This window comes from Peribacillus huizhouensis, assembly GCF_014138605.1.
GTDB lineage: Bacteria > Bacillota > Bacilli > Bacillales > DSM-1321 > Peribacillus > Peribacillus huizhouensis.
In genome coordinates this window covers 73,280-97,585 of record NZ_JACJHX010000003.1, presented here as the reverse complement: position 1 = coordinate 97,585, position 24,306 = coordinate 73,280, and the positions used below count along the sequence as shown (strand labels likewise).

At 37.8% G+C, this 24,306-nt stretch carries 23 protein-coding genes and 1 other annotated feature; of the genes, 3 read left to right on the top strand and 20 right to left on the bottom strand.

Annotated features, from left to right (window positions below):
* Positions 1–67 precede the first annotated feature (67 nt).
* The 12 genes from HNP81_RS06130 to HNP81_RS06075 all read right to left on the bottom strand — a co-directional run bounded on the left by HNP81_RS06130 (position 68) and on the right by HNP81_RS06075 (position 10,906).
* Complete coding sequence (locus HNP81_RS06130) at positions 68–769, bottom strand: GntR family transcriptional regulator (RefSeq protein WP_182501948.1); 702 nt, start codon at positions 767–769, stop codon at positions 68–70.
* A 258-nt stretch (positions 770–1,027) separates the two neighbouring features.
* On the bottom strand, positions 1,028–1,885 hold the full coding sequence (locus HNP81_RS06125; protein WP_182501947.1) for a PHP domain-containing protein: 858 nt from the start codon (positions 1,883–1,885) through the stop codon (positions 1,028–1,030).
* A 527-nt stretch (positions 1,886–2,412) separates the two neighbouring features.
* Complete coding sequence (locus tag HNP81_RS06120; protein WP_028392537.1) at positions 2,413–3,132, bottom strand: YebC/PmpR family DNA-binding transcriptional regulator; 720 nt, start codon at positions 3,130–3,132, stop codon at positions 2,413–2,415.
* 575 nt (positions 3,133–3,707) lie between these two features.
* Positions 3,708–4,541, bottom strand: coding sequence for a helix-turn-helix domain-containing protein (locus tag HNP81_RS06115; RefSeq protein ID WP_182501946.1), 834 nt, complete (start codon positions 4,539–4,541; stop codon positions 3,708–3,710).
* A 324-nt stretch (positions 4,542–4,865) separates the two neighbouring features.
* Positions 4,866–5,486 (bottom strand): PadR family transcriptional regulator, encoded by a 621-nt coding sequence (locus HNP81_RS06110; protein ID WP_051404997.1) that lies wholly within the window; start codon positions 5,484–5,486, stop codon positions 4,866–4,868.
* A 456-nt stretch (positions 5,487–5,942) separates the two neighbouring features.
* Positions 5,943–6,767: an urease accessory protein UreD gene (locus HNP81_RS06105; protein ID WP_182501945.1), complete on the bottom strand. Its 825-nt coding sequence runs from the start codon at positions 6,765–6,767 to the stop codon at positions 5,943–5,945.
* A complete protein-coding gene (gene ureG, locus HNP81_RS06100; protein ID WP_028392539.1) occupies positions 6,768–7,379 on the bottom strand; it encodes an urease accessory protein UreG in 612 nt (203 codons plus the stop codon).
* Positions 7,380–7,405: 26 nt separating this feature from the next.
* Positions 7,406–8,092: an urease accessory protein UreF gene (locus HNP81_RS06095; RefSeq protein ID WP_028392540.1), complete on the bottom strand. Its 687-nt coding sequence runs from the start codon at positions 8,090–8,092 to the stop codon at positions 7,406–7,408.
* Positions 8,082–8,540: an urease accessory protein UreE gene (gene ureE, locus HNP81_RS06090; protein ID WP_028392541.1), complete on the bottom strand. Its 459-nt coding sequence runs from the start codon at positions 8,538–8,540 to the stop codon at positions 8,082–8,084. Before ureE ends, HNP81_RS06095 begins: the two co-directional genes overlap by 11 nt.
* Positions 8,541–8,550: 10 nt before the next feature.
* Positions 8,551–10,266 carry an urease subunit alpha gene (gene ureC / locus HNP81_RS06085; RefSeq protein WP_182501944.1) on the bottom strand — a complete coding sequence of 572 codons (1,716 nt, stop codon included), beginning with the start codon at positions 10,264–10,266 and terminating at the stop codon, positions 8,551–8,553.
* Positions 10,266–10,586, bottom strand: a complete 321-nt coding sequence (gene ureB, locus HNP81_RS06080) for an urease subunit beta (RefSeq protein WP_028392543.1) — start codon at positions 10,584–10,586, stop codon at positions 10,266–10,268. Before ureB ends, ureC begins: the two co-directional genes overlap by 1 nt.
* Positions 10,587–10,603: 17 nt before the next feature.
* Complete coding sequence (locus HNP81_RS06075; RefSeq protein ID WP_028392544.1) at positions 10,604–10,906, bottom strand: urease subunit gamma; 303 nt, start codon at positions 10,904–10,906, stop codon at positions 10,604–10,606.
* An 817-nt stretch (positions 10,907–11,723) separates the two neighbouring features.
* Between HNP81_RS06075 and HNP81_RS06070 the strand changes: the two genes are divergently transcribed.
* Positions 11,724–12,668 carry an urea transporter gene (locus tag HNP81_RS06070; RefSeq protein WP_182501943.1) on the top strand — a complete coding sequence of 315 codons (945 nt, stop codon included), beginning with the start codon at positions 11,724–11,726 and terminating at the stop codon, positions 12,666–12,668.
* A 288-nt stretch (positions 12,669–12,956) separates the two neighbouring features.
* Here HNP81_RS06070 and HNP81_RS06065 read toward each other — a convergent pair whose 3' ends face one another.
* The 4 genes from HNP81_RS06065 to HNP81_RS06050 form a co-directional block, all read right to left on the bottom strand.
* Entirely contained in the window at positions 12,957–13,730 is a 774-nt protein-coding gene (locus HNP81_RS06065) for a PepSY domain-containing protein (RefSeq protein WP_182501942.1), read from the bottom strand.
* A gap of 292 nt (positions 13,731–14,022) precedes the next feature.
* The gene (locus tag HNP81_RS06060) at positions 14,023–14,688 is read right to left on the bottom strand and encodes a PepSY domain-containing protein (RefSeq protein ID WP_182501941.1); all 666 of its coding nucleotides are present in this window, start codon (positions 14,686–14,688) and stop codon (positions 14,023–14,025) included.
* Positions 14,689–14,764: 76 nt separating this feature from the next.
* Positions 14,765–16,114 (bottom strand): HAMP domain-containing sensor histidine kinase, encoded by a 1,350-nt coding sequence (locus HNP81_RS06055; protein WP_182501940.1) that lies wholly within the window; start codon positions 16,112–16,114, stop codon positions 14,765–14,767.
* 3 nt (positions 16,115–16,117) lie between these two features.
* A complete protein-coding gene (locus HNP81_RS06050; RefSeq protein WP_028392547.1) occupies positions 16,118–16,807 on the bottom strand; it encodes a response regulator transcription factor in 690 nt (229 codons plus the stop codon).
* A gap of 377 nt (positions 16,808–17,184) precedes the next feature.
* Between HNP81_RS06050 and HNP81_RS06045 the strand changes: the two genes are divergently transcribed.
* On the top strand, positions 17,185–17,601 hold the full coding sequence (locus HNP81_RS06045; protein WP_182501939.1) for a GyrI-like domain-containing protein: 417 nt from the start codon (positions 17,185–17,187) through the stop codon (positions 17,599–17,601).
* Between the two features lie 171 nt (positions 17,602–17,772).
* Here HNP81_RS06045 and leuS read toward each other — a convergent pair whose 3' ends face one another.
* Both leuS and HNP81_RS06035 read right to left on the bottom strand, forming a co-directional pair.
* Positions 17,773–20,187, bottom strand: coding sequence for a leucine--tRNA ligase (leuS, locus tag HNP81_RS06040; protein WP_182501938.1), 2,415 nt, complete (start codon positions 20,185–20,187; stop codon positions 17,773–17,775).
* A gap of 84 nt (positions 20,188–20,271) precedes the next feature.
* Positions 20,272–20,503 (bottom strand) — a binding site (T-box leader).
* 113 nt (positions 20,504–20,616) lie between these two features.
* Complete coding sequence (locus HNP81_RS06035; RefSeq protein WP_182501937.1) at positions 20,617–21,816, bottom strand: MDR family MFS transporter; 1,200 nt, start codon at positions 21,814–21,816, stop codon at positions 20,617–20,619.
* Between the two features lie 428 nt (positions 21,817–22,244).
* Between HNP81_RS06035 and HNP81_RS06030 the strand changes: the two genes are divergently transcribed.
* Complete coding sequence (locus HNP81_RS06030) at positions 22,245–22,799, top strand: shikimate kinase (protein ID WP_182501936.1); 555 nt, start codon at positions 22,245–22,247, stop codon at positions 22,797–22,799.
* Between the two features lie 174 nt (positions 22,800–22,973).
* On the opposite strand, the gene HNP81_RS06025 is transcribed toward HNP81_RS06030, so the two are convergent.
* Positions 22,974–23,237, bottom strand: coding sequence for a YtzC family protein (locus tag HNP81_RS06025; RefSeq protein ID WP_182501935.1), 264 nt, complete (start codon positions 23,235–23,237; stop codon positions 22,974–22,976).
* Between the two features lie 184 nt (positions 23,238–23,421).
* The gene (locus HNP81_RS06020; RefSeq protein ID WP_182502183.1) at positions 23,422–24,159 is read right to left on the bottom strand and encodes a MerR family transcriptional regulator; all 738 of its coding nucleotides are present in this window, start codon (positions 24,157–24,159) and stop codon (positions 23,422–23,424) included.
* Between the last annotated feature and the right edge of the window lie 147 nt (positions 24,160–24,306).

The following is a 24,306-nucleotide window of genomic DNA, read 5'->3' as shown; positions in this document are numbered from 1 at the left end:
GTACGTTAAGAAAGAGTAAATCTATGTATAAAATTTGTAAAAGCCATATAATAAAGGTATCTACTTTTTAGATAACATAGGTAAAATAATCGCTGCGATATATAATGACCGTATGCTCAAGAACTTGACCACTATTTTTATCCACACATTCTGATTCTACTTGTAAAAGTGGCACTAAATTGGAACACTGTAAAATCTCTCTTTCATTTGGAGTGGGGAAAATCACATTTAGCGTGCTACTGTTGGAACCAAATTCTAAAAAGCCACGCTGCTTATAATATAGAAACATAGAGGAAATATTCGGGCCATCCTTTTCAATCTCAGGAAAAATCGTCTGTGCTACAAAAGAAGTATGAAGAGCAATAGGAAGTTCGTCGATTAGTCTCAACCTGCCAATTTTAAATACCTTCTCATCATTTCCAACATTCAAGCTTTGAAAAATCTTCTGATCAAAAGGAACTTCCTCGCAAAAAATCGTAATTGTTTGAAACGGAAAGTGTAATTCTTTCATTTTCTCAGTGAAGCTTACGTCTCCAGAAAGAATTAATGGAATTTGTATCTTACTATCTTGGACATAACTGCCCTTACCTTGCTTTGAATAGATATAACCTAGATCTTGAAGCTGTTCGTATGCCTTTCTTACAACCATTCTTGGAACTTTAAATTGATCAGCTAATACATGCTCTGAAGGTAATTTTTTATTGGATTGAAACGCGCCCTTTTTTATTTCAGAAATCAAATGATCCACTAAAACGACTTTTTCTGTCACCAGACACTCCTCCTTTATGTACACCTAAGGCAATTTTCTTATTAGTGCTAGTGTAAGGAGAGATTATGAAGCTATCATTACATTTTTGTAAAGAAAATTGAGGATGTCCCAAAAAGTCAGACCCCACACTTTATACACCGGTTAAACGATATATAAGAGATGTAAAGTCAGACCATAGTTTTGGTACATCCTCGTAAAAATTGATGAGCAAAGAGTGAGTTAGAATACGTTATTTTTTCATGAGTGCTTCAATTTTTTTCATAATTTAATTGTGCTCTGTTTCTTTAATTTTAGGGCATCCACACATTCAATCCCAGGGCTTTTACTGCCGAGCCTTGCAGGTTTATCCCCATACTCCCCATGAAAATCTGAACCACCAGTCATGATTAGATTGTATTTTTCTGCATATTGAATTGCTATTTGTTCTTCCGCACGACTGTGATGCGGATGAAGAACTTCAATTCCTTCAAGTCCTGCCTTGATAAGATCCGGAATGATTTCATAGCTATCATATTGTCCAGGATGAGCAAGAACCGGAACACCGCCAGCCTCACGTATCGCTTTCACAGCAAGACTTGCATCCACATACTCCATGGGAAGGAAAGCAATCCCTGGCTCTTCGCCATTTTGCCCACGACTGAAAAGCCGCTTATACAAATCACCAAAGATTGAATCCGTATAGCCTGCTTCCATTAATGCCAGCATAATATGTTGTTTATAAACTCCGGATCCTCCCTTATACTTACAAACCTGACTCCAAGTTATTTCATAACCAGAATAGATTAACCGCTTGACCATTTCTTCAGATGCTGCATGCCTCTGTTCGATCAATGGCTGACAGAGCTCTAATAGCGCCTTATGTCCATAATCCACATAATAGCCTAATAGATGCACACGTCTGCCCCTTGCAAAATCATATCCTGAAACTTCAATACCAGGGATGATTTCTATCCCTGCTTTATTTCCCTTGTCTACCATCTCTAGCAAACCATACGTTGTATCATGATTCGTAATCGCTAAATGACTAATTCTTTCCTTTGCCGCAAGTTCCAATACCTCTTCGAATGAACAAGACCCATCTGAAATAGTCGTATGACAATGTAATTCAACCTTCATTCTACCTCTCCCCCATTCATATCGATTGCCTAGTTTCATCCTAACTTGGTACCAAGCTGGCAACATTAACATGAGGTAAAAAATTGTAAAATATGTGTAAAAATTTAATTTCGTAGCATGTTTTCAAACCGGGAGATTAGTGGCATTGTTGTACGTTTTTGATTGGCTAATTGAGGATTACTAAAGAGGCATGTAAAAGCTACACTAACATTTAAAGGGTTAGAGCTCAGCAATATTTACCATGTATTGAAAACGAGGTCTATCCATTAAAGTATTCTCAAATTGGCTCTGTTAAACTTGCCAGTTGATTGCAACGAGAAGCTTTCGCTTTCCGCGTGAGCCTCTCGCATTCCGCTCCAATTAACATAGAGTCAAAATCAACAATGAGCTTTAACATAGCCTTCAAATAAAATAAGCAGAGGACGTCCCAAAAAGGTTTTGACCTCACATTCTATACACCGTTTAACGGTTTTGAATAGATGTGGGGTCTGAACCTTTCATTATGGGACAGCCTCTGCTTTCATATATCATTCACCTAAATCTACATTATGGTAGACTTGCTGAACGTCTTCTAAATCTTCTAACGCATCAATCATTTTTTCAAATTGCGCTTGTGCGTCTGCTTCTAGTGTTAAGTCATTTTGTGCCAGCATCGTTAGTTCTGCAACTGTGAATTCAGTGATCCCAACATTCTTCAATGCTTCTTGTACAGCATGAAACTGATCAGGTTCCGCATAAATGATAACCGATTCATCTTCTTCTACGATGTCTCGTACGTCTACATCAGCTTCCATTAATAATTCAAGAACTTCATCTGCTGTTTTCCCTTCAAGGCCGAAGACAGCTGTTGCATCAAACATATAGGCTACAGAACCGCTGACTCCCATATTACCTCCGTTTTTACCAAATGCAGCACGAACATCTGATGCAGTACGGTTCACGTTATTTGTCAGTGCATCGACAATTACCATTGAGCCGTTAGGTCCAAAGCCTTCATAACGAAGTTCGTCATAGCTTTCATCTGAACCACCTTTGGCTTTTTCAATCGCACGGTCAATGATCGCTTTTGGTACGTTGTACGTTTTTGCACGTTCGAGTACAACTTTTAAAGCCTGATTAGATTCTGGATCCGGCTCGCCTTGCTTGGCTACTACATAAATTTCACGCCCAAACTTTGCATATATACGACTTGTATTTGCATCCTTTGATGCTTTTTTTTCTTTAATATTGTTCCACTTACGGCCCATAATGAACACTCTCTTTCCGTATTGAATCTATCCAAAATTATAAGTATGAAATAAGCTACTTCTTTAACATTTATACAAAAAAACGATAAGATGTTCGTTACGTTTTCCTATTGTAGACGAACCACACTAATAGAAGTTTATGACTCATTACTAGCATATATTATACAACAATTATATATGCTGTTTCGAGTTTAAAATAAAAAAAGAATGTGGGTTTTATTTCATTATATAGGTTTTTAAATTGTTTTATTATTGCTCGATTAACCGCAATTCAAAATAGATTATTCCGCAACTTTATGACGGAGCAAGGTTTAATACCCACTTTTCATTCTTAGCCAAGCCCAATTGGTCAAAAATAGCTAATATCTTAGTAATTGGCCCCTACTCTGCAATATAGACTAGAGCTAAAAAAGGATGCAACTGATCAATCGTCTAGAACACGGAAGATAAGGTAGCTTTATACCGCCGCTATACCATTAGCTCGACTTGGAAAAATGATAAAGTGAATCATAAGTATTGAATATCCCCCAACCTATTTTTTTAGAATCCCTAGTTCAGTTAATCTTGATGTCTGCTTAACTTCCTACATTTTCTTCCAAAAAATCATACAGCAAATGTCTGTTTTCATTCCTTTTTTCTACAATCCATTTTGCATAGAGTACACTATAAAAATAACCTTCAAACGTTGAGTGAATTTTCCCTATTTGTTTGGCAAAAATCGTTTGTTTAAAGGCACTGACGACTTCTTCTATCAAATCTTCTAACGGGCGTTCGAGATTGATTTTTTTATAGGCAATAAGCACTCGATTCCAAAGCTTATAGATCGCTAACGCTTCCAAAAAAGGCTTGGCAGCTTGGACAAATTCTTTGTGAACGGATTCTGGCAGAAAGCTCTCGTCTAATTCTTGAGTAGTACTCTCATCAGCCTGATCAAATTGATTCCTTTTCTCTGTTACGTTAGTAGGTTTTAATTGTTTCTCACAGAGTGAGCTTTGTTTATTCCCTGTTTTATTAGGAGTGACAGGTGCAGTGACAACCTGGGGTGACACATTATTTTTCAAATCATCTAGTTGTTGAAAAGATTGGATTATTATGATATTCACACCTTGTTTACCATTCATTTTCGCTGTCGGAATTTTTTTAATAATTCCTAACTGCTCTAGCTTTTTAATGGCACGAATGACTGTCCTTCGACATAGCTGAACGTTTTTGGCAATATAGTCATATTTAGCAAAACTCACACCAATAACCTTCACGGAATGTCTCCAAATGAAGGTTAAGACTTTGTTGGTGCCTTCTGATAATTCAGCTTTGTGCTTATACAAAAATCCTCGAACGGATTGATCCATTTCCTCAATTGTCTTGAAAGATTGATAATGTTTAATGGTTTCAAAGTTTAATTTTTCCATTATTCTCGCTCCTTTTTATATTGTCACTCTCTTTATAAGAGCAAAAACAAAAAAAGTAGCATCGTCTAAAAATTTTTTCAAAAAAAAACCCTTGATCGCTAAAACAGTAACTTGAGCAGATCAAAGGATTCATTTGATAAAAATTTTCAACATACACGCAGCCAAGACTTCTATAGACACTTGGCTTTGGTCCAAATACACGATTGCATCACCCTTGCTATTTGATTTTTGAGTTAGCATTATGGTAATTGGATTCGTTCATATCGTTAATAAAAGCAGACTGTCCCAAAATTAGCAGTTTGGATTCAATTAACTATTGGATTATCAGATTTCACTGACTGCCATCATATTTTGAATGACTAGATTAAGTTTTCCAGCACCTATCAACCATAACATAAGTTTGCTTATGTTAAAGTTTGTTTTCTCCAGTAAATTCAGAACCCATTCACACCATGAAATCTCCTCTTTGTCCATCATGTTCCGTCGATTAAAGAGAAGATAGCGACCAAAATGCTTAGACATCGTATTTTCTCGATGCTTTTGTTCCAACTCTGCTATTGTATCAGCTCGATAAGCAACTTTTTGTTCTAGATTCGAAATTCGATCCTGAATGAGTTTTTTCGCACTTTCCTCATCCGACAACCAAATAGAATTTATCTTTATGAGAAATTCATCTCGCATAATCGGATCAGATGGAGATTCCGTGACCCATTTTTCTAACGTTTCTCTTCCTTTTTCTGTGATCGAAAATATCTTTTTATCCGGTTTACCAGTTTGTACAACTTCTTCAAATACAAGAAGCCCGTTCTGTTCCATCTTGGATAAACGAGGATAAATTTGACTATGTTTCGCAGGCCATACTGCGTCTAAATATTGTACTAATTCATATCCTGAGCATGGTTTTCTACCAAGTGCACTGAGAATTGCATATCCAAGAGTATTCATAAATATCCCCCATCCATAAATAGGAGCAACTTAATGTTGCACAATTCAAATATCCCTTTTTTTAATCTAGAGATTAATCAATCCTTCATGCATCCCTAAATTATACATATAGTATATACCAAATAAAGTACGAATGACACCCGTTGTTAATCTGAGTGCGATTCATTAAGATACGTTTCATGCCTAACATAAACAAAATCCCAGTACTTGTTAACAACACATCCTATTGACCGTGCTATGCCAAATACAAGGGTGTAAACTGCCGATTCCCCAACTCTTTTTACTGTAAGTATCGTTAGTAGATCTTGAACGAAACTAAATTTTACCTATAAAGCTCTTTCATTGGAATACGTTCATGTATAACTTTTTTTAGAAAGTATCCATTTCCCACCTAGATAAACAAGCATTATTTCTAATAAAAATTCGGCAACCTTGACGATTGCCGAATTCTAGAAATTAGTACTTCCTTAGAAAAGCTGGTTTAGTGTTAAACCAATCTTCACTAATCAATTGATGGCATTCCGAAAATATTCTTTCTATCGTTTGCGTTTTGTTCGCTAACACACGGATAGAGAATCCTTTGACCGATAGCATGGAGAGCCCAAACTTATAATCTTGCTCGTTTTGGTCCATTAAATGATGCAATTTGTCAAGCAATTCGGCGTTTGTTTGTTCACCAATGACAAACATTGAACCTAAATGGGTGTATCCTTCCATAAAGCCGATTGACTGCATATCTTGTTCAGCTGGATTCACTTTAATATGATCATACACCACTAACTCATCGTCCATATAGATTTCATTCAACAATCGAAGTCGATCATAGCTGAATTGATCGCCATCAGGAGACCACCCTGGTGTAAGAATATCAGAATAAATAAGCGTAGCGCCTTTTTCCATCCGAATCACATTTTTCTGTACATATTGAGCATCGCGATACATGATTAGCGGGTCCGGTATATATTCTAAATAACTTCCTTTTTTCAAGAAAAATTCTGTTTCCTGATAAGCATGTTGATTAGGAGTTTTATAAACTTTTGTAGCCGATTGTGTTGTTAATGTTAATTTGGCTTGTTCTTTTAATGAAAACTGCAGTTTATAGCGATCCCCGTCTAAATAACCGCCGCCTGGGTTCAAAATATAATAACATGCTTGCCCAGAATTATCATGGTATATAGGGCGCATCACTTTCAATGCACCTTGAAAATACACATTTTTAGCAACGGTCTTCCCTTGACGTTCTTCCACATCTAAACGCAAAGTCCCTGTCCAATTTTCCATTTATTCCAATCCTTTTAAAAGTGCATTCTTCCTAATCCAATCCATCACTTGATCAAGGCCTGTATTATCTTTTAAATTCGTGAAAACAAATGGCTTATTCCCACGGAAAACTTTCGTATCTGATTCCATTACTTCTAAACTTGCACCAACGTAAGGAGCTAAATCCGTTTTATTAATGATAAATAAATCAGATTTAATCATCCCTTGTCCACCTTTACGGGGAATTTTTTCCCCTTGGGCTACATCGATAATATAGATAGAGAAATCAACAAGTTCCGGACTGAATGTAGCTGCCAAGTTATCGCCGCCACTTTCAACAAAAATCAGTTCAACGTCTGGATGATTCTCTATTAATTCATCAATTGCCGCAAAGTTCATCGATGCATCTTCACGGATTGCTGTATGAGGACAGCCGCCTGTTTCAACACCAATAATCCGATCAGCAGGCAGTACTCCATTATTCATTAAAAATTTCGCATCTTCTTTTGTATAAATGTCATTCGTTACAACCGCCATGCTAATTTCACCAGCAAAATGTCTTGTCAACTTTTCTACTAGCATTGTTTTCCCTGCACCAACAGGTCCACCTACACCAATTTTAATTGGTTCCATTGTAATGCACTTCCTTTAATTCATAATTAAGACATAAAAATACGTATGTTAACACGTTCATGTTTCATTTGCGCTAATTCTAAACCTGGCGAAGTAATACCAAAGTCCTCTTCAGCCAAATTTTCAATTTTTGCAGTTGCGGTCACTAATTCACTCTGAAACTGTTGAATCGTTTTTTGACCAGCAGTCTGCCCTAGCGGAATGGCCCGAACAGCATTTTGAATCAAGCTTGAAATAACAGAATATAAATAATAGAGAGTTGTAGTTGATTTAGGAACACCAAGATGATGCCCAATGATCGTAAAAACAATAGCTGAATGTCCAAACGATTTTTTCTCTTTAATTCGCTTTCTATATTCTGTTAAGACCGGTACATCATACAGAGCTTCCACAAGACTTAACATGCGCTCCCCCATTCTTTGGGTACCATCCCTCGTTTCACGCGGCAAGCTTTGAACTGTTAGCATTCGATCAAACTTCCAAACTGTTTGGAAGTCTTCCTTCTCAAGTGCCTCATATACGAGATGGGAAGCGAGCCCATCCGAATAGATGAGCTGCTCATGTAAATATACGTGAAGCCATTTTGCAAATGTAGCTTGATCATGTACTTGATCTTCTTGAATATACGTCTCCAAACCATATGAATGACTAAACGCTCCTGTCGGAAGGTTTGAATCACATAATTGGAATAATGCTAGAATATTAGGATTCATGGCTATGTCCAATATGACGAAACGCCTGTTTTACTTTCCGATCTTCGCGTTTGAAAGGAATTTGAAGCTCTTGTAGTAGTTCCTCAACTAAATAATCGTATTGAACGAGCATCTCATTTTCTTCAAATTGAGCTGGAAGATGGCGATTCCCTAATTGATGAGCAATTGTTCCCATTTCTTTCAATGTACGTGGGCTAATAACTAATAAGTCATCAGATAAAACATCGATGATAATCATATTTTTATCGTCCATAAATAAAACATCACCTGCAACAAGATCACGAGGATTCTTTAATCGAATCCCTATTTCCGTGCCATGATCCGTTGTCACTCTTTGAATTCGTTTCACTAAATCGGCACTTTCAAGATAGACTTTCTCTTTATGACGTTTGTCTATTTCTTCTGTTGCCATTTGTTCAATATTCGTAACAATTTGTTCGATAATCAATGCTTTCACCTCAGAATAGGAAATATCTTTGTCCCATTGGTACAGTATCAACAGGTTCACATGTAATAGGCTCCCCGTCCACTGTTACTTCGTATGTTTGTGGATCAACAGTGATCTTAGGAGTTTCAGAATTATGTTTCATATCTTTTTTCGTTAAGTTACGGATACCGCGAACTGGAAGAATCAATTTTTCCAAACCAAGTTTTTCATGAACTTTATCATCAAAAGCCGCTTGAGAAATAAACGTGATTGAACTTTTTGATAAAGCTTTGCCAACTTGTGCATACATTGGACGGTAAATCATTGGCTCAGGTGTCGGAATAGATGCATTCGCATCTCCCATTAAGCTTTCTACCGCAAAACCATTTTTCAGGATCATTTCAGGTTTCACACCGAAAAATGCTGGAGACCAAAGAACTAAATCGGCGATTTTCCCAACTTCAATTGACCCAACATATTCAGAAATACCATGTGTGATGGCAGGGTTGATTGTATATTTAGCTACAAATCGTTTTGCACGGTTATTATCAGAAAATTCACTATCACCTTCTAAAACTCCGCGTTGTTTTTTCATTTTGTCTGCTGTTTGCCATGTGCGTAAAACAACCTCGCCAACTCGACCCATCGCTTGTGAATCTGAGCTAACCATACTAATGACACCCATATCATGAAGAATATCTTCAGCTGCGATCGTTTCACGGCGAATTCGTGAATCAGCAAACGCAAGATCTTCTGGAATCGATGGATTTAAATGATGACAAACCATTAACATATCTAAATGCTCATCAACTGTATTTACAGTAAATGGTAAAGTTGGGTTCGTTGAAGATGGCAGAATATTATTATAGCCTGCTGATTTAATTAAATCTGGCGCATGTCCACCACCCGCACCTTCTGTATGGTACATGTGAATCACTCGATCTTTAATGGCAGCCATCGTCGTTTCCATGAAGCCACCTTCATTCAACGTATCAGCATGAACTGCTACTTGAACATCATATTTATCTGCTACACGTAATGCATAGTCAAGAGCTGAAGCTGTTGCTCCCCAGTCTTCGTGTACTTTTAAGCCAATTGCACCTGCTTTTACTTGTTCGATCAGTGGTTCTTCAGATGCAGCTTGTCCTTTACTTGTAAACCCAACATTGATTGGCATTCCTTCTGCAGCAAGAAGCATGCGATGAATATTCCATTCCCCAGGAGTTACCGTTGTCGCTTTTGACCCAGCAGCTGGACCTGTTCCACCACCAATTAATGTTGTCGTACCAGCAGCTAATGCCGTTTCAATTTGTGCTGGATTAATAAAGTGAACATGGGTATCAATCGCACCAGCTGTTACAATCAAGCCTTCGCCAGCGATGATTTCTGTAGATGCACCGATCACAATATCCACATTATCTTGTACTAAAGGATTTCCCGCTTTCCCGATTGCGGCAATTTTTCCGTCACGGATGGCAATGTCTGCTTTCACAATCCCTGTATAATCAAGGATAACCGCATTTGTAATGACGATATCTGGAACATTATCATCTTTGCGAGTCGCAAGAGGATGTTGTCCCATCCCATCACGAATTACTTTTCCGCCGCCAAACACGACTTCTTCTCCATACGTTGTATAATCTTTCTCAATTTGAATGAATAAATCTGTATCTGCTAAACGAATAGAGTCCCCTGTAGTCGGACCGTACATTTGTGAATATTGTTGTCTTGACATTTTGTAGCTCATTACTTGCATCCTCCTTGAACAGATCCATCAACTTTATTGTTAAATCCATATACACGTTGTTCCCCAGCAAAAGAAAGCAATTCTACTTCTTTTTCATCGCCAGGTTCAAAACGAACCGCAGCACCTGCAGGTATGTTCAAGCGTTTTCCAAATGCTTCCTCACGATTAAATTGAAGAGCCTCGTTCACTTCATAAAAATGGAAATGTGATCCAATTTGAACTGGGCGATCTCCCGTATTGATGACTGAAATCGTATTTATCGCTTTACCTTCATTGATAATAATGTCTTCTTCTTTTACAATGTATTGTCCAGGTATCATGAAATGATGCCTCCTTTTTAACGAATTGGATTATGAACCGTTACTAGTTTTGTTCCATCTGGAAAAGTTGCTTCTACTTGAATATCATGAATCATCTCTGGAATACCTTCCATCACATCTTCACGTGACAAAATCGTTGCACCATATTCCATCAATTCTGCCACGGTTTTTCCATCTCTAGCACCTTCTAGCACTTCATATGTGATAAGTGCTACAGACTCTGGGTGATTTAATTTCAATCCTCTATCTTTCCGTTTCTTGGCAAGATCTCCTGCCACCACAATCATGAGCTTGTCGATCTCACGTGGTAATAATTTCATAGTAAAACCTCCTTGATATTATGTAGCGACTCATTCCAGGGAAAATACCCCCTTAATAAAGGCCTACTTTTGTTCTGATGTAAAAAAAGGGAATCGAACATTCTTAATGATATTGTCCGATAATTCTGTGTTCTCATTGTTGAAACCCTTAGATTTCCATCTTTTTTACTATATTTTCAAATGAAATAAAAACCAAATAACATACATTCTTGGTTTTAAAAAGTAAAATATTCGAAAATTACCTGATTTTTCTGTCGTTTATTGTCTATTTTTAGTATTTTTGCAAGAATACAATGTTTGATTCCCTTGATGCAATAATATATCATAATTTATATATATATCAAGTTTCATATATTTTTTTATATATTTTAATGTCTCGCACAAGCAACAGCGCATTAGAGTGTGAAGGAAGAAGGAACGTTCAAGTACTATACAAGTATAAGATCTCAGCGATTCTTCTCTGTAGACGCTTGTGCTTTTATTGATCATTTATTTGAAAAAATTATGGACTTTTGTAAGGAGGTATCGAAGAAATATGGAAGATTTTTATATATAGAAATCTTTTCAAATGGAAGACTGCTAGATTATTATTCTGGTATTATAATAAAGGCTCGGGAAAATCCTTTAATAAAATGTGATTTAACTATCGGTTTTATGTAGGTGAGTACTTTTTTACATTAGCCCTCTCTTGAATTAATATTTTTGAACATAATAGAGTCATATTATGTGTCAGAGGATAATGGTTTTTCTTAAAAATTTATGAACAAGATTCAAGTGGATTTAAAATGTTCAAAAATTCCAACGAGAGGTGAGTATTATGCCAAAAAACAAAAATGCTACTTTAACAGAGGGAAAGTTTCTTTCGTTAATGTCAGCATCATTGAAAGGAATTTCTCAAGTTATCTTGATTGAGAATGTCATTACTGGATTAATCATTCTACTATCCCTTACAATTTATTCGTATTATTTGGGATTGATTGCTTTAATATCCGCTATCATAGGTACCTTGATTGGTAAATTGGGAGGGGCCGATGAGGATAGTGTGAATCAAGGTTTATTTGGATATAATTCCGTGCTAACAGGGCTTGCACTAACATTGTTATTAACCGGAGCCAATCAATGGATTTTCGTTTTAATTGGAGCAGCTGTGGCAGCTATTTTAACTGCCGCCATGATGCACTTTATGAAAAACACAGGAATCCCAATTCTTACACTACCCTTTATTATCGTGACTTGGTTTACGCTACTTGTTTCTTATCGACTTGAGGCAATCCAATTAAGTGCGTCATTAGTGCCTCAAGATTTAGCACATTGGGAACTAAATACAGCAGGAAAGGTAAATTGGTTGGAAGGAACCTTTACTGGAATTGGACAAGTTTTTTTCCTGGATAATCCCTATTGTGGTGCCCTATTATTTATCGCCGTATTTTGGGCTAGTTGGAAATTTGGTCTCTTTGCCATTTTAGGCAATGCCGTTGCTTTGCTCACATCATATGTACTAGGCGGAGAACATTCCTTAATTTTCATGGGTCTTTATGGCTATAATGCCATTTTAACCAGTTTAGCTGTAGCTTTAGTATTTAATCAAAATCGAAAACATATTGCGACCATATCAGGAATCAGCGCAGCTTGCTTAACAGTACCTATCACAGCAAGTGTAACAACCTGGCTATTACCTTATGGACTTCCATCCTTAACAATGCCTTTCATACTCAGTACTTGGATCTTCTTAGGAGCGAAGAAAGTTCTCCCTAACTTGTAATAACGAGGTTTCTTATTACTAATATAACGAAGCCATATCCTCTAAAAAGAGGGTGTCTCAAAAGGGTCTGCCCCTGCTTTGAGACACCCCCTTTTGGGAGGATAAATTTTTTCTATTCTTATGGTATCCCCTCTTGTTGAGGATGATACCTTCAACAAATATCTCCTAGTATAGTTCTTAGAAAACTAATGGCATTCGTGCATTTTGTCCGGCGCATATGAAGCCCTTCTATATTCTATCTCTTTAATATTCCCTTAAATGATTTAGGTTAGAATACACATGGATCATTTAATCATCAAATTCAACTTTTAAAACTTGTCCACTTGTTGCATCTACTTTTACTTCTACTTCACGCCCGTTATCAGTAATTATTGTAAATTCGTAAACGATACGTTGGTCATCGCCATCTAATTCTGTTTTAGTTACAGTCCCTTTGACTCTTTGTAACGCTGTTTTCTTTGCATCTTCTACTGAAATGCTTGACGATACATTTTGAAGTGCGCCTATATCTCCATCAATTTCAACTTTTATTACTTTTCCAGTAGTTGCATCTACTTTAACCTCTGCTTTATTGCCGCTATCTGTCATAAGTTCAAATTCGTAGACTAATCGATTATGATCGTTACCCAATTCTGTTTTAGTTACAGTCCCCTTCACACTTTGTAACGCCGTTTCCTTTGCACTTTCTTCTGAAATTGTTGGCGATTCGTTTTGAAGTGTTCTTATACCTTCTTCATCAATATCAGCGTTATCCCGATCATCTTTTTCTACTTCTAATACTTTTCCTGTCGTTGCATCAATATCCACGTCATATTCTGTATCTTGATTGAGAATCTCTACTTCATATTCTTTTCTTCCGTGATCTTGATCTAAATGAATCTCCGTTACTTGACCACCTTTAGATACGCCTAAAGCTATTTCTTTTGCTTTATCTTTACTAATTGTTTTAGATACTATATTCATAGTTTTAGTCGACGGTTGGTTTGCTGCCATTGCATAAGCACCCACTCCTAATCCACCTACAACTAAAACTCCAGTTAATACCGTTGCTGCTAATTTCATCGTTTAAAACCTCCTGCATATTTGTTAGTTATATCTTAACGTCTCAAGTTTAAAGATTATGTAAAAGAATCTTAGAATTCCCTTAGAAATGAAAAAGATTTTATAAAAAACGGCATCCTTAGTGTCTTATTAATTGTCTTATAGTAGCCAAACTGTTGCTGATAAACATCTTCATCTAGAATCAATGAAGTTTTGTCGATCGCCGCCGCTTGATTTTTAATTAGAAACCATTTCATCTTCTGTTAAGAGTTAAAAGAAAGGATAAAAAAACGTGTAGCTTAACGCTACACGTTTAATCATCGTCACCGTCGTCCGAATCCTTGTGCGTATCAATTGAAATGGACTCAACTTTCCCAGAGTATGGATTAATTATTACTTCAGATTTCTTTTTTTCCGATTGCTTGATTTCAACTTCGTAAACAAGCTGGCCATCTTCTTCTCCTAATTCGACTTCATCAATCGTTCCTTGAGCTTTGTCTAAGGCAATTCCTATTGCTTGATCAATTGTAATAATCGTTTGAAGCGCACTACTTGAAAAAGCATTTGTTTGATTGTTTTTATTGGATTTAGCGATTGATTCTTGCTGATTCATTTGTGGAGTTGCAGGTTTTTGCTCTTCAGGCTTTTGTTCTGCAGGTTTTTGCTCCGCAGGTTTTGGTGCCGCAGACTTTTGTGCCGTCGTTTGTTTTATCATGGCAAGTACTTCACCTGTCTGTCCATTGACAATTACCTGATATGGAATCTGATCTTTTATCAATTTAATGGAATAATTGAGCTTATCCTTTTCTTGAAAAACACTAATATCCTCAATTGTTCCTCCATATTTCTGTTGGATCATCTGACTGACATTCTCTTCTGGTAGGAGAGAACTCGGAGCAGTAAATGCTTTTTTAACCCCGTACCAGCCACCGAAACCAATGATTAGAATGCATAACATCGTCAATGCTATCTTCTTCATTCTTTCACCTCCATATGTTAATGAATCATAGTGTAACAGAGCATTCTTAGAGAAGTCTGAGAATCCTCTTAAAAATTTAAAGTGGTAATTCAATTGTGACTGTTGTACCTTTTCCTTCTTCACTATCCATATGAATCTTCCCGTTATGAGCAGCGACAATTCTTGTTGCGATAGGCAATCCCAATCCTGTTCCGCCTGTTTCTCTTGTCCTTGCTTTATCTACTCGGAAAAATCGTTCATATACATGTGCTAGATCTTCTTTCGGAATCCCAATCCCATAATCCGTAATAGCGATGAATATGGAAGAAGTACCGCGAGAAATTGTAATATCAATAGATTTTTCGCTATATTTAATTGCATTATCCACTAAAATATAGAGTAACTGTTTGACCTTTTTTTCATCTGCACGAATGATCGGATTATTGGTTTGTACATCAATCGAAATCGTTCTCTCAAAGGCAAGCTGTAGATGCTTCGCTGTATCCCTGCATACCAAACTAATATCCACTTCCTCTATATGCATCTCCCATTGTTCATCGCCTTTAGCAAGGAGTAACATTTGTTCCGTTAGCTGCTTCATTCGAATGGCCTCGGAATGAATGGCTTCGATTGCTTCTTCCAAAATATCAGGGCGCTTCATCCCCCAACGTTTTAACATATTTGCGTAACTTTCTACAACGGTAAGCGGCGTTTTTAATTCATGAGAAGCATCCGATACGAATTGCTCCTGTTTTTTATAATTTTCCTCCAATAAATCCATCATATTGTTAAATGTATTCGCCATTTTATCCAGTTCGTCCTTTGATGTTGTATCACGTCTGATTTTTTTAAACGTCCGTGATTCCTGAATCTCTTCCATTGTCTGAATAAGCGATTTAATCGGTCGTAAGATGACTTGACTTAATACACGCCCGCCCAAGATTGTTGGAATTAAAATAACGAGGGAAGCGACCAGTAAAATGACTTTTAAAATTTGTAAAGATTCCTCAACATCTGTTAATGGTTCCGTCACTTCAAGCGAAACGACATCGCCATTTGTCCAAATAATCGGTGAGTGTGAAATGGCGTATAAATGATCATCAATGTCTTCTACGGCCGTTTGTTCAAATGACTTGTATGAATATGGCAGACCATTTAGTTCAGTTTGGTCTCTAATAACGATAAGCAACGGTTTACCTTTTGGCGGAAGAATACGTATCATTCCATTAGGAGGTAAATACGCTCGTAATAAAGTGGCTGGATTACTCGCTGGATTACTTGCTGGTTTTAATCCTTCTGCAATATTTTTACTTTCTACTTGAAGACGTTCAATTGCGTTATCAGTCATCGTTTTTTTAAAAATAAAGTAAATTGAACTATTTGCAACGACCAAAAGAATAAAAATTAAAAGGGTTGATGTGAGAACAATTTTCGTTTGTAGCTTCATATATTATTCCTTTAACATATATCCAACACCACGAACCGTGTGAATATAAGGAGTTTGAAATGGTGCGTCAATCTTTTTTCGTAAATATCGAATGTATACATAGACAACATTGGAATCACCGAAATAATCAAATCCCCATACATTCGTTAACAATTGGTCAAACGTTAAGACTTGATTTTTATTTTCCATTAAATAGATAAGTAAATCATATTCTTTTGGCGTCAACTCAATCATTTGATCCGCACGATATACTTCACGAGTTTTTGAATTTATCGTTAGATCCCCAACTTTAATAGTAGAAGATGTTGTCCCTTCTTCTTGAGAAACTGGGAGACGTAACCAGACGCGTATACGTGCAAATAATTCTTCAATTTCAAACGGCTTTGTAATGTAATCGTTGGCACCTAAATCGAGTCCACTTACTTTATCGGGCAATGCATCACGTGCCGTTAATAGAATAATGGGCGTTTGGTCATCCGTTGAACGAATACGCCTTAACACCTCTAGTCCATTTAATTCAGGTAACATCACATCTAATAAAAGAAGGTCCCATTTCTCTTGTTGAAACATATTGAACCCATCTAATCCTGTACGCGCAGTTCCTGTTTCATATCCTTCATGCTCAAGTTCTAATTGAATGAGACGGGCAATTTTACTTTCATCTTCCACGATCAATATTTTCCCTTTACTCATTGGTATCCTCCTGCTCTCAAAGGTTCGTAAGATGAAAAGGAAAACCATACATTTTATCACCTTTGATTTTTAGTATCTCATAATGAATCCTGATTTATTATTTGTCGTATGACAAGTAAAATGTATTTCCAATACTTGCCTAAAAGCATTTCATACAAAACGAATATGGCATTACACCAAGGATCCTCCTGTAGCACGCTACACTCGCTTAATCACAATGGTGACGGTGCGGAGCTAGAATTTTTTATGCGTTCTAAGGTAAGATCAGTATACCTAATTCATCGATTGGCTATATTAGTAAGTCGCGAAGTTATGCTAAAATGGGAAGTATATCATAGAGTTTGGAAAGTTGCATAAGGAATAAGGAGGAGAATGTGATGAAAACGAGGATTGAAACGATTGAAGGTTTTTGGGTAATAGGCTATAAACACGTAGGTACTACCGCTGAAATCCCGCGAATATGGGACAAGTTAAACGCAACCTTAAAAATCGATAACATTTCAGTGGATACGTTTTACGGTGTCTGTATCGATTTTGATCGTGAAGGGAAACTACACTATCTTGCAGGCATTCAAGATTTAGTAGATCGGTCTGATGTAGAAAAAATAAAAATTGAATCGGGGCGCTATATTGTTGCTACTGTGGAGAATGGCATTCCAGGCATCAAACCTGCTTTCCAAGCTCTGCATGAGAAAACAGATGTTCAATTCAGATTTGCCCCTAACTTTGAGAAGTATTTGTATCCAGCAAGTGCAACGGACCATGTGATTGAGGTTTGGATGCCAATTAAATAGATCGATACTCCCTCAGCTAAAAAATAAGTTCTATTGACATTATCGACCACGAAATAGAGCAATTCCTCATCTATTTGGTTTTTCACGCTATCTCCTTCTTCTAGGTGTGCGCACCAAAAAAAAAACTGACCCACTAAAGACTAAACAGTCAGAGTGAGTCAGTTTTTTTATTTAATTCGCAACGATGTTCACTAATTTACCAGGTACCGCAATGACTTTACGAACGGTTTTTCCGTCGATTTGTTCTTTAATAGCGTCTTCGCCCATGGCGATTTCTTCTAGTTTTTCTTTCGTAGTGTCTGTTGGTACCATTAGTTTTGCTTTCACTTTCCCATTAATTTGGACAACGATTTCGACTTCGTTGTCGATCATTTTTGCTTCATCATAAGCAGGCCATGTTTCGTATGTGACTGTTTCTGTGGCCCCGAGTCTTCCCCATAGTTCTTCAGCGATATGTGGAGCAACTGGTGATAACATTTTCACGAAACCTTCTATATATGGTCTAGGGAGTGTGTCCGCTTTATATGCATCATTGATAAAGACCATTAATTGCGAAATTGCTGTGTTGAATTTCAAAGTCTCGTAGTTTTCTGTAACCTTCTTCACCGTTTGATGGTACACTTTCTCAAGCTTGCCGCTATCATCTGTATCGACAATTTTATCTGTCAGTGTGTCGTCGTCATTAACAAGTAAACGCCATACACGGTCAAGGAAACGACGAGCGCCATCAAGTCCATTTTCAGACCAAGCAATCGATGATTCCAAAGGTCCCATAAACATTTCATATAGACGTAGAGTATCGGCACCATGGCTATCCACGATATCATCTGGGTTTACTACGTTTCCTTTTGATTTACTCATTTTTTCATTATTTTCTCCCAGAATCATTCCTTGGTTGAAAAGGTTTTGGAACGGTTCAGATGTTGGAACAACGCCAATGTCATACAAGAATTTATGCCAGAATCGAGCGTACAATAAATGAAGGACCGCATGCTCGGCACCACCAATATACATATCAACTGGCATCCATTCTTTTATCTTTTCCGGATCAGCAATCGCTTCTGTATTGTTCGGATCGATATAACGTAGGAAGTACCAGCTGCTTCCTGCCCATTGTGGCATCGTGTTTGTCTCACGACGACCTTTTCTGCCATTCTCATCAGTTACATTCACCCAATCATGGATGTTCGCAAGTGGCGATTCACCTGTACCGGATGGCTTAATATCTGTCGTTTTCGGTAATAGAACAGGAAGCTCAGATTCTTTAACTGCTTCTGTTGTACCATCTTCCCAATGAATGATTGGAATCGGTTCTCCCCAGTAACGTTGACGGCTGAATAACCAGTCGCGAAGACGGAATGTTACTTTCTTCGTACCAATTTCTTTTTCCTCCAACCACTTAATCATCGTTGCGATTCCTTCTTCTTTATTTAAGCCGTTTAGGAATTCGGAATTCACATGCACACCATCGCCTGTATACGCTTCTTTCGTCACGTCCCCGCCTGCTACGACTTCTTTAATTGGCAATTCGAATTTCATTGCGAATTCATAATCGCGTTCATCATGAGCCGGCACCGCCATAATAGCACCTGTTCCATAGCTCATTAGTACATAATCAGCAATCCAGATTGGCATTTTTTCACCATTAACTGGGTTGATGGCAAACGCTCCTGTAAATGCACCTGTTTTGTCTTTTGCCAAATCCGTACGTTCAAGATCCGTTTTATTTTTCACTTCAGTAATATATTGTTCTACCGCTGCTTTTTGCTCAGGTGTAGTAATCGTGTCAACAAACGGATGCTCAGGAGATAACACCGCATAGGTTGCACCGAATAAAGTATCAGGACGTGTCGTGAAGACGGTAAACGTATCATCATGACCGTCAATATTGAAAGTCACTTCAGCTCCTTCAGAACGTCCGATCCAGTTACGCTGCATATCTTTAATATTTTCCGGCCAATCAACTGTTTCAAGATCATCAAGTAAACGGTCTGCATAAGCTGTGATTTTTAACACCCATTGTCTCATCGGGCGTCGTTCAACCGGATGCCCTCCACGTTCACTTACTCCGTCGATAACTTCTTCGTTCGCCAAAACCGTGCCAAGCGCAGGACACCAGTTGACCGCTACTTCATCAATGTACGCCAGCCCTTTTTCAAAAAGCTTCGTGAAAATCCATTGCGTCCATTTATAATAGTCTGGATCTGTTGTATCAATTTCCCGATCCCAATCATAAGAAAAACCTAATGCTTTAATTTGGCGGCGGAATGTGTTGATGTTATGCTGCGTGAATTCCGCTGGATCATTTCCTGTATCAAGTGCATACTGCTCTGCTGGAAGTCCAAAAGCATCCCAACCGATTGGATGAAGCACATTATAGCCTTGCATTCGTTTCATCCGTGCTAAAATATCGCTTGCTGTGTAGCCTTCTGGGTGACCAACATGAAGTCCAGCCCCAGATGGATATGGGAACATATCAAGCGAGTAAAATTTCCGTTTGCCGGTTTCTTCACCCGTTTTAAACGTTTTATTTTCTTCCCAATATTTTTGCCATTTCTTCTCTATCGACCTATGTTTAAAACTCATTCTTGTTTCCTCCTCATTTTTAAGAATAACCATCATCGGTCCTTCCCATAAAAAAAGTCCATAAAAAAACCCCTCATCCCTATAAAAAGGGACGAGAGGATTATGTATCTAATCAACCCGCGGTACCACCCAAATTGGCGACATAACAACTATCGCCCCACTTAAAAATCCGTAACGCGGATGAACGTCAAGCATTACTATTCCTTCATGCCTGAAACTCAAAAGGCGAGTTCGCGATCACTCCTGGTTGACTTGCACCATCCGTCAACTCTCTACACAGGTTCTAATCGGTACTACTCCTTATCACTGTCTGTATTAGAATATTTAGTTATATAGTCATTCTAGTGAATTTTTACAGGAAAAGCAAGGGCTCTTTCCTATTATGATCATGTTTTTCTTACTATATGCATGATTTTTAGAATAGGTTCCTTATTTCACAGGAAAGACTGAGCCATTGCCTTCGTTTACTCTCTTTTGCATTTTATCAAAAATGAAAACAGTTCCGATGGCTAATACGACAAATATCGTTAATACACCGAACATCATATCCATTCCATTCGTATCAACAAGGAAACCTCCGAGAAGCGGGCCGATCATTCGACCACCTGTAGCCGTACTGTTGACAATGCCTTGATAAAGTCCCACTTTTCCCTTTGTCGCAATCTCTCCTGCCACAGCTGGAACTGCGGGCCAAACGAACATTTCACCAATCGTTAAGATGACCATTGCCGTCATGAACCCAGCAAAGCTGCTTGATGTAGCTGCCACCGCAAACGAAAGAATAAAGATGATCATGCCGAAGATTAGCTGGATTTTCAATGTTTTCGCAAACCATTTAATCACGATTGCCAAGAGCGGCTGCGCAAGTACGATAAATGCACCATTGACTGTCCATAGTAAGCTGTACTGTTTAAGTGAAATTCCAATTTCCTGTGTATATGCTGCGATTGTCGATTGCCATTGAACATAACCAATCCAGCACAAAAAATAACCGAAACATAAAACAAGCAATGGATAAAGCATTTTATTAGAAGGTTTAGTCGATTGTTTTTCCTGAAGGATGGACGTTTGTATCGCTGCATCCCCTTGGATCCCTCTAAATCCAACGAGAGCAACAAAGAAAAATAATACGTACATCACTGTATTGGCAAGAAACACATATTCAAATGAATAGGAAGCAATCACTCCGCCAAGAGCTGAGCCTACTGCGACACCAAAGTTTTGGGCAACATAAACAGCATTATACGATTTTCTGCCGCCTTCCTTCCAAACGGTACCAGCCATTGCGAAAATAGCCGGAAACACGATACCTGTTCCAAATCCTGAAATCGTTAAAAAGATTAAATATGGCAGAAATTCATGATTCCAAGCCATTCCAACAGATGACAATAATGTGATAATCACGCCAGCCATTGCAGTCTGGTAACCACCAAACTTATCAAACAGTCCACCGCCACAAAGATTGCCGACAACACTTGCAAGGGCATTAGCAAGCAACACAAGTCCTGCCATCGATAGCGTTTTTCCTAAATGTTCATGAAGATAGATTGTATTTAAAGGCCATAAAAACGAAGAAGCAGTCACATTCAGGGTCATTCCAATAATTAAAACCCATAAAGCACGCGGCATCATTATGCACCTGATTTCTATATATATTTCAACAACTATCCTAGTTTAGTGGTTTTCTTCGGGAGGCGCAATACTTTTTTAGCAGCAAAACCGGATACATCATAGACTGTTAATTCAGCTAAGCGTGCTAGCACTCACTTGCCTACATACAAAACTACAATAGCGTTAAAACGCCACCATTTACTATGAAGGATTCATCCCGTAGCACGCTACACTCACCTAATCACAATGGTGACAGTGCAGAGCTAGATTTTAGAGTCCATTCTTAATCCATAGTAGATAGGCTCGCGAAGCCTCGTCCCCATATCCTTCATAAAATTATTCAACATTCCAAAAATACAGTGTTATCCATTAACCAAATCCTTTACAATAGTGACATGTAGTTTTTGTCGAACAATAATAGGATTAGGTGAAATGAGGGCAGTGGAATGAATCATGACAATAGTAGTTTTAGAGAAAAAAGCGTTGTATTGATCGGATTTATGGGTGTTGGTAAAACTACGATTGGTGAGATGGTTGCTAAGAAATTATATCGAGATTTTATTGATATAGATCAGGAAATTGAAAAAGAATACAATATGGCAACTTCCGAAATCTTCCAAAAAATTGGCGAAAAAGCATTTCGTGAAAAAGAGAAAAGTGTAATTAGCACATTTAGTAAACAAAAGCTGAAAATCATTTCTGTAGGTGGAGGGGCTTTTTTACAGGAAGAAATACGAAAAGTTTGTTTAGAACATTGTATTGTCATTTATTTAGATTTATCTTGGGAATCATGGAAGGAAAGAATCAGCCTTATCATCGATAGCCGGCCAGTATTGCAAGGGCGTTCCATTGAAGAAATTGAAGAACTTTTTAATTCTAGAAAACCGATTTATTCGCTTCATAATTCGAAGGTAGATACGGACAATCTTGAGGCTGACGAAGTTGCCGACTATATCGTCGATTCATTAAAATTAGCCTGGGATCTTCATGAACCACACTAAAGTCTAAAATACAATCTGATCCCAACCCTACTATGATAAAGGTTCAGATTCTCAATTTGTCAATAAAGGTGGCTGTGCAATACTGATTTTGCGAAGCACCGCCCCTTTTCAAACGAGGTCAGACTTCCACTTCTTTGGGGGTCTGACCTCGTTAATTTAATATAGACTCATTTTTTAGCGATTCAGCACAATCATATTGTGTTGCATCTGCAGAATTTGGTTTCTCATGAGTTTCAATTGTTCTCTTTGTTGCAGATTTCCACTGGCAGCAAGTGTTTCAATTTCATTTGCAGCGTTTTGTAGTAAGGCCTGTGCTTCAACATATGACACATCATTATAATGCTCTTGCTTTGCACCTTGTGTATACTCGTCAGAAGCAATGCGTAATACCTCTTCACATTGCTGTAGGCAATTTTCTACCGATTGTCTTGTCGCCATATTCCTGCCCCCTACACAACTAAATTGATGATCTTCACCATCTCTGTTATTTTGACCTTCTTCTCTGTGATTATCATCGGGAAGAAAAGGAATTTACAAAATGAATAAATGGATAAAGAATATCAAAAAATTATTTTAGGAGCAGATTATTAAGTCTTTCCATATTGAAGAGTTCTTCGTTTTATTATTTATTCGTATCTGCATATACAGCCATTGCGTCACGCATGAATGCTGCTAAGCCTTCGCCAAATTGATCAATATTTTTTGTAAACCGCTCATCATCCACATACATTTGGCCAAGTCCTTTGAAAGCTTCAAGTGAGTAGTTGCCCATCTTGTTTAGCAAATCATACCATTCTTTAATGGCTGCTTGTGCATCGGGTGAGGCAGGTGATTCTTGTCTGAATCCAGCAAGATTACGGTAGATTTCGTTCATTTTTTCCCCCATCGCTGCTTGTTTCTCTGTTGACATTTTGCCTAGTTTCACCTTCGATTGATCAACTGCCTCGTCGCCCCAACGTTCACGCGCTTCTTGCTCATACGGATTTTGACTAAAATCAAAGCCTTCAAATTTTTCTTTATTAGTCATTTGAATTTCTCCTTTTGTAAAAGAAATGGTTTTATCAATCGTCCTGATCATCGCATCCAGCCGATTACGCTTCTCGAGTAACAGTTTACGGTGCATGGAAAGTGCCTCTTCTTGATTAAATGAAGGACTGCTGATAATTTCTTTAATTTTCTTTAAAGGGAAGTCGAGCTCTTTGAAAAACAAAATTTGCTGCAGTGTACTAAGATTTTCATTGGAATACAATCGATACCCCGATTCGGTTATCGTATCCGGGGATAATAACCCAATCTCATCATAATGATGTAGTGCGCGCACACTTACTCCAACTAAATCAGCTACCTCTTTTACTTTCATCATTTGTTTTCCCTCCCTCTGATCTTGACTATAAGATATCACGTAACGTTAGAGTCAACAGATTTTAAAAAAAAGGCTCTTTTCGTAAGGTTTGTTGTTTTTAGCAAGTAACAAATTCGAGCCGATGTTGATTGTAGTGGCAGGTGC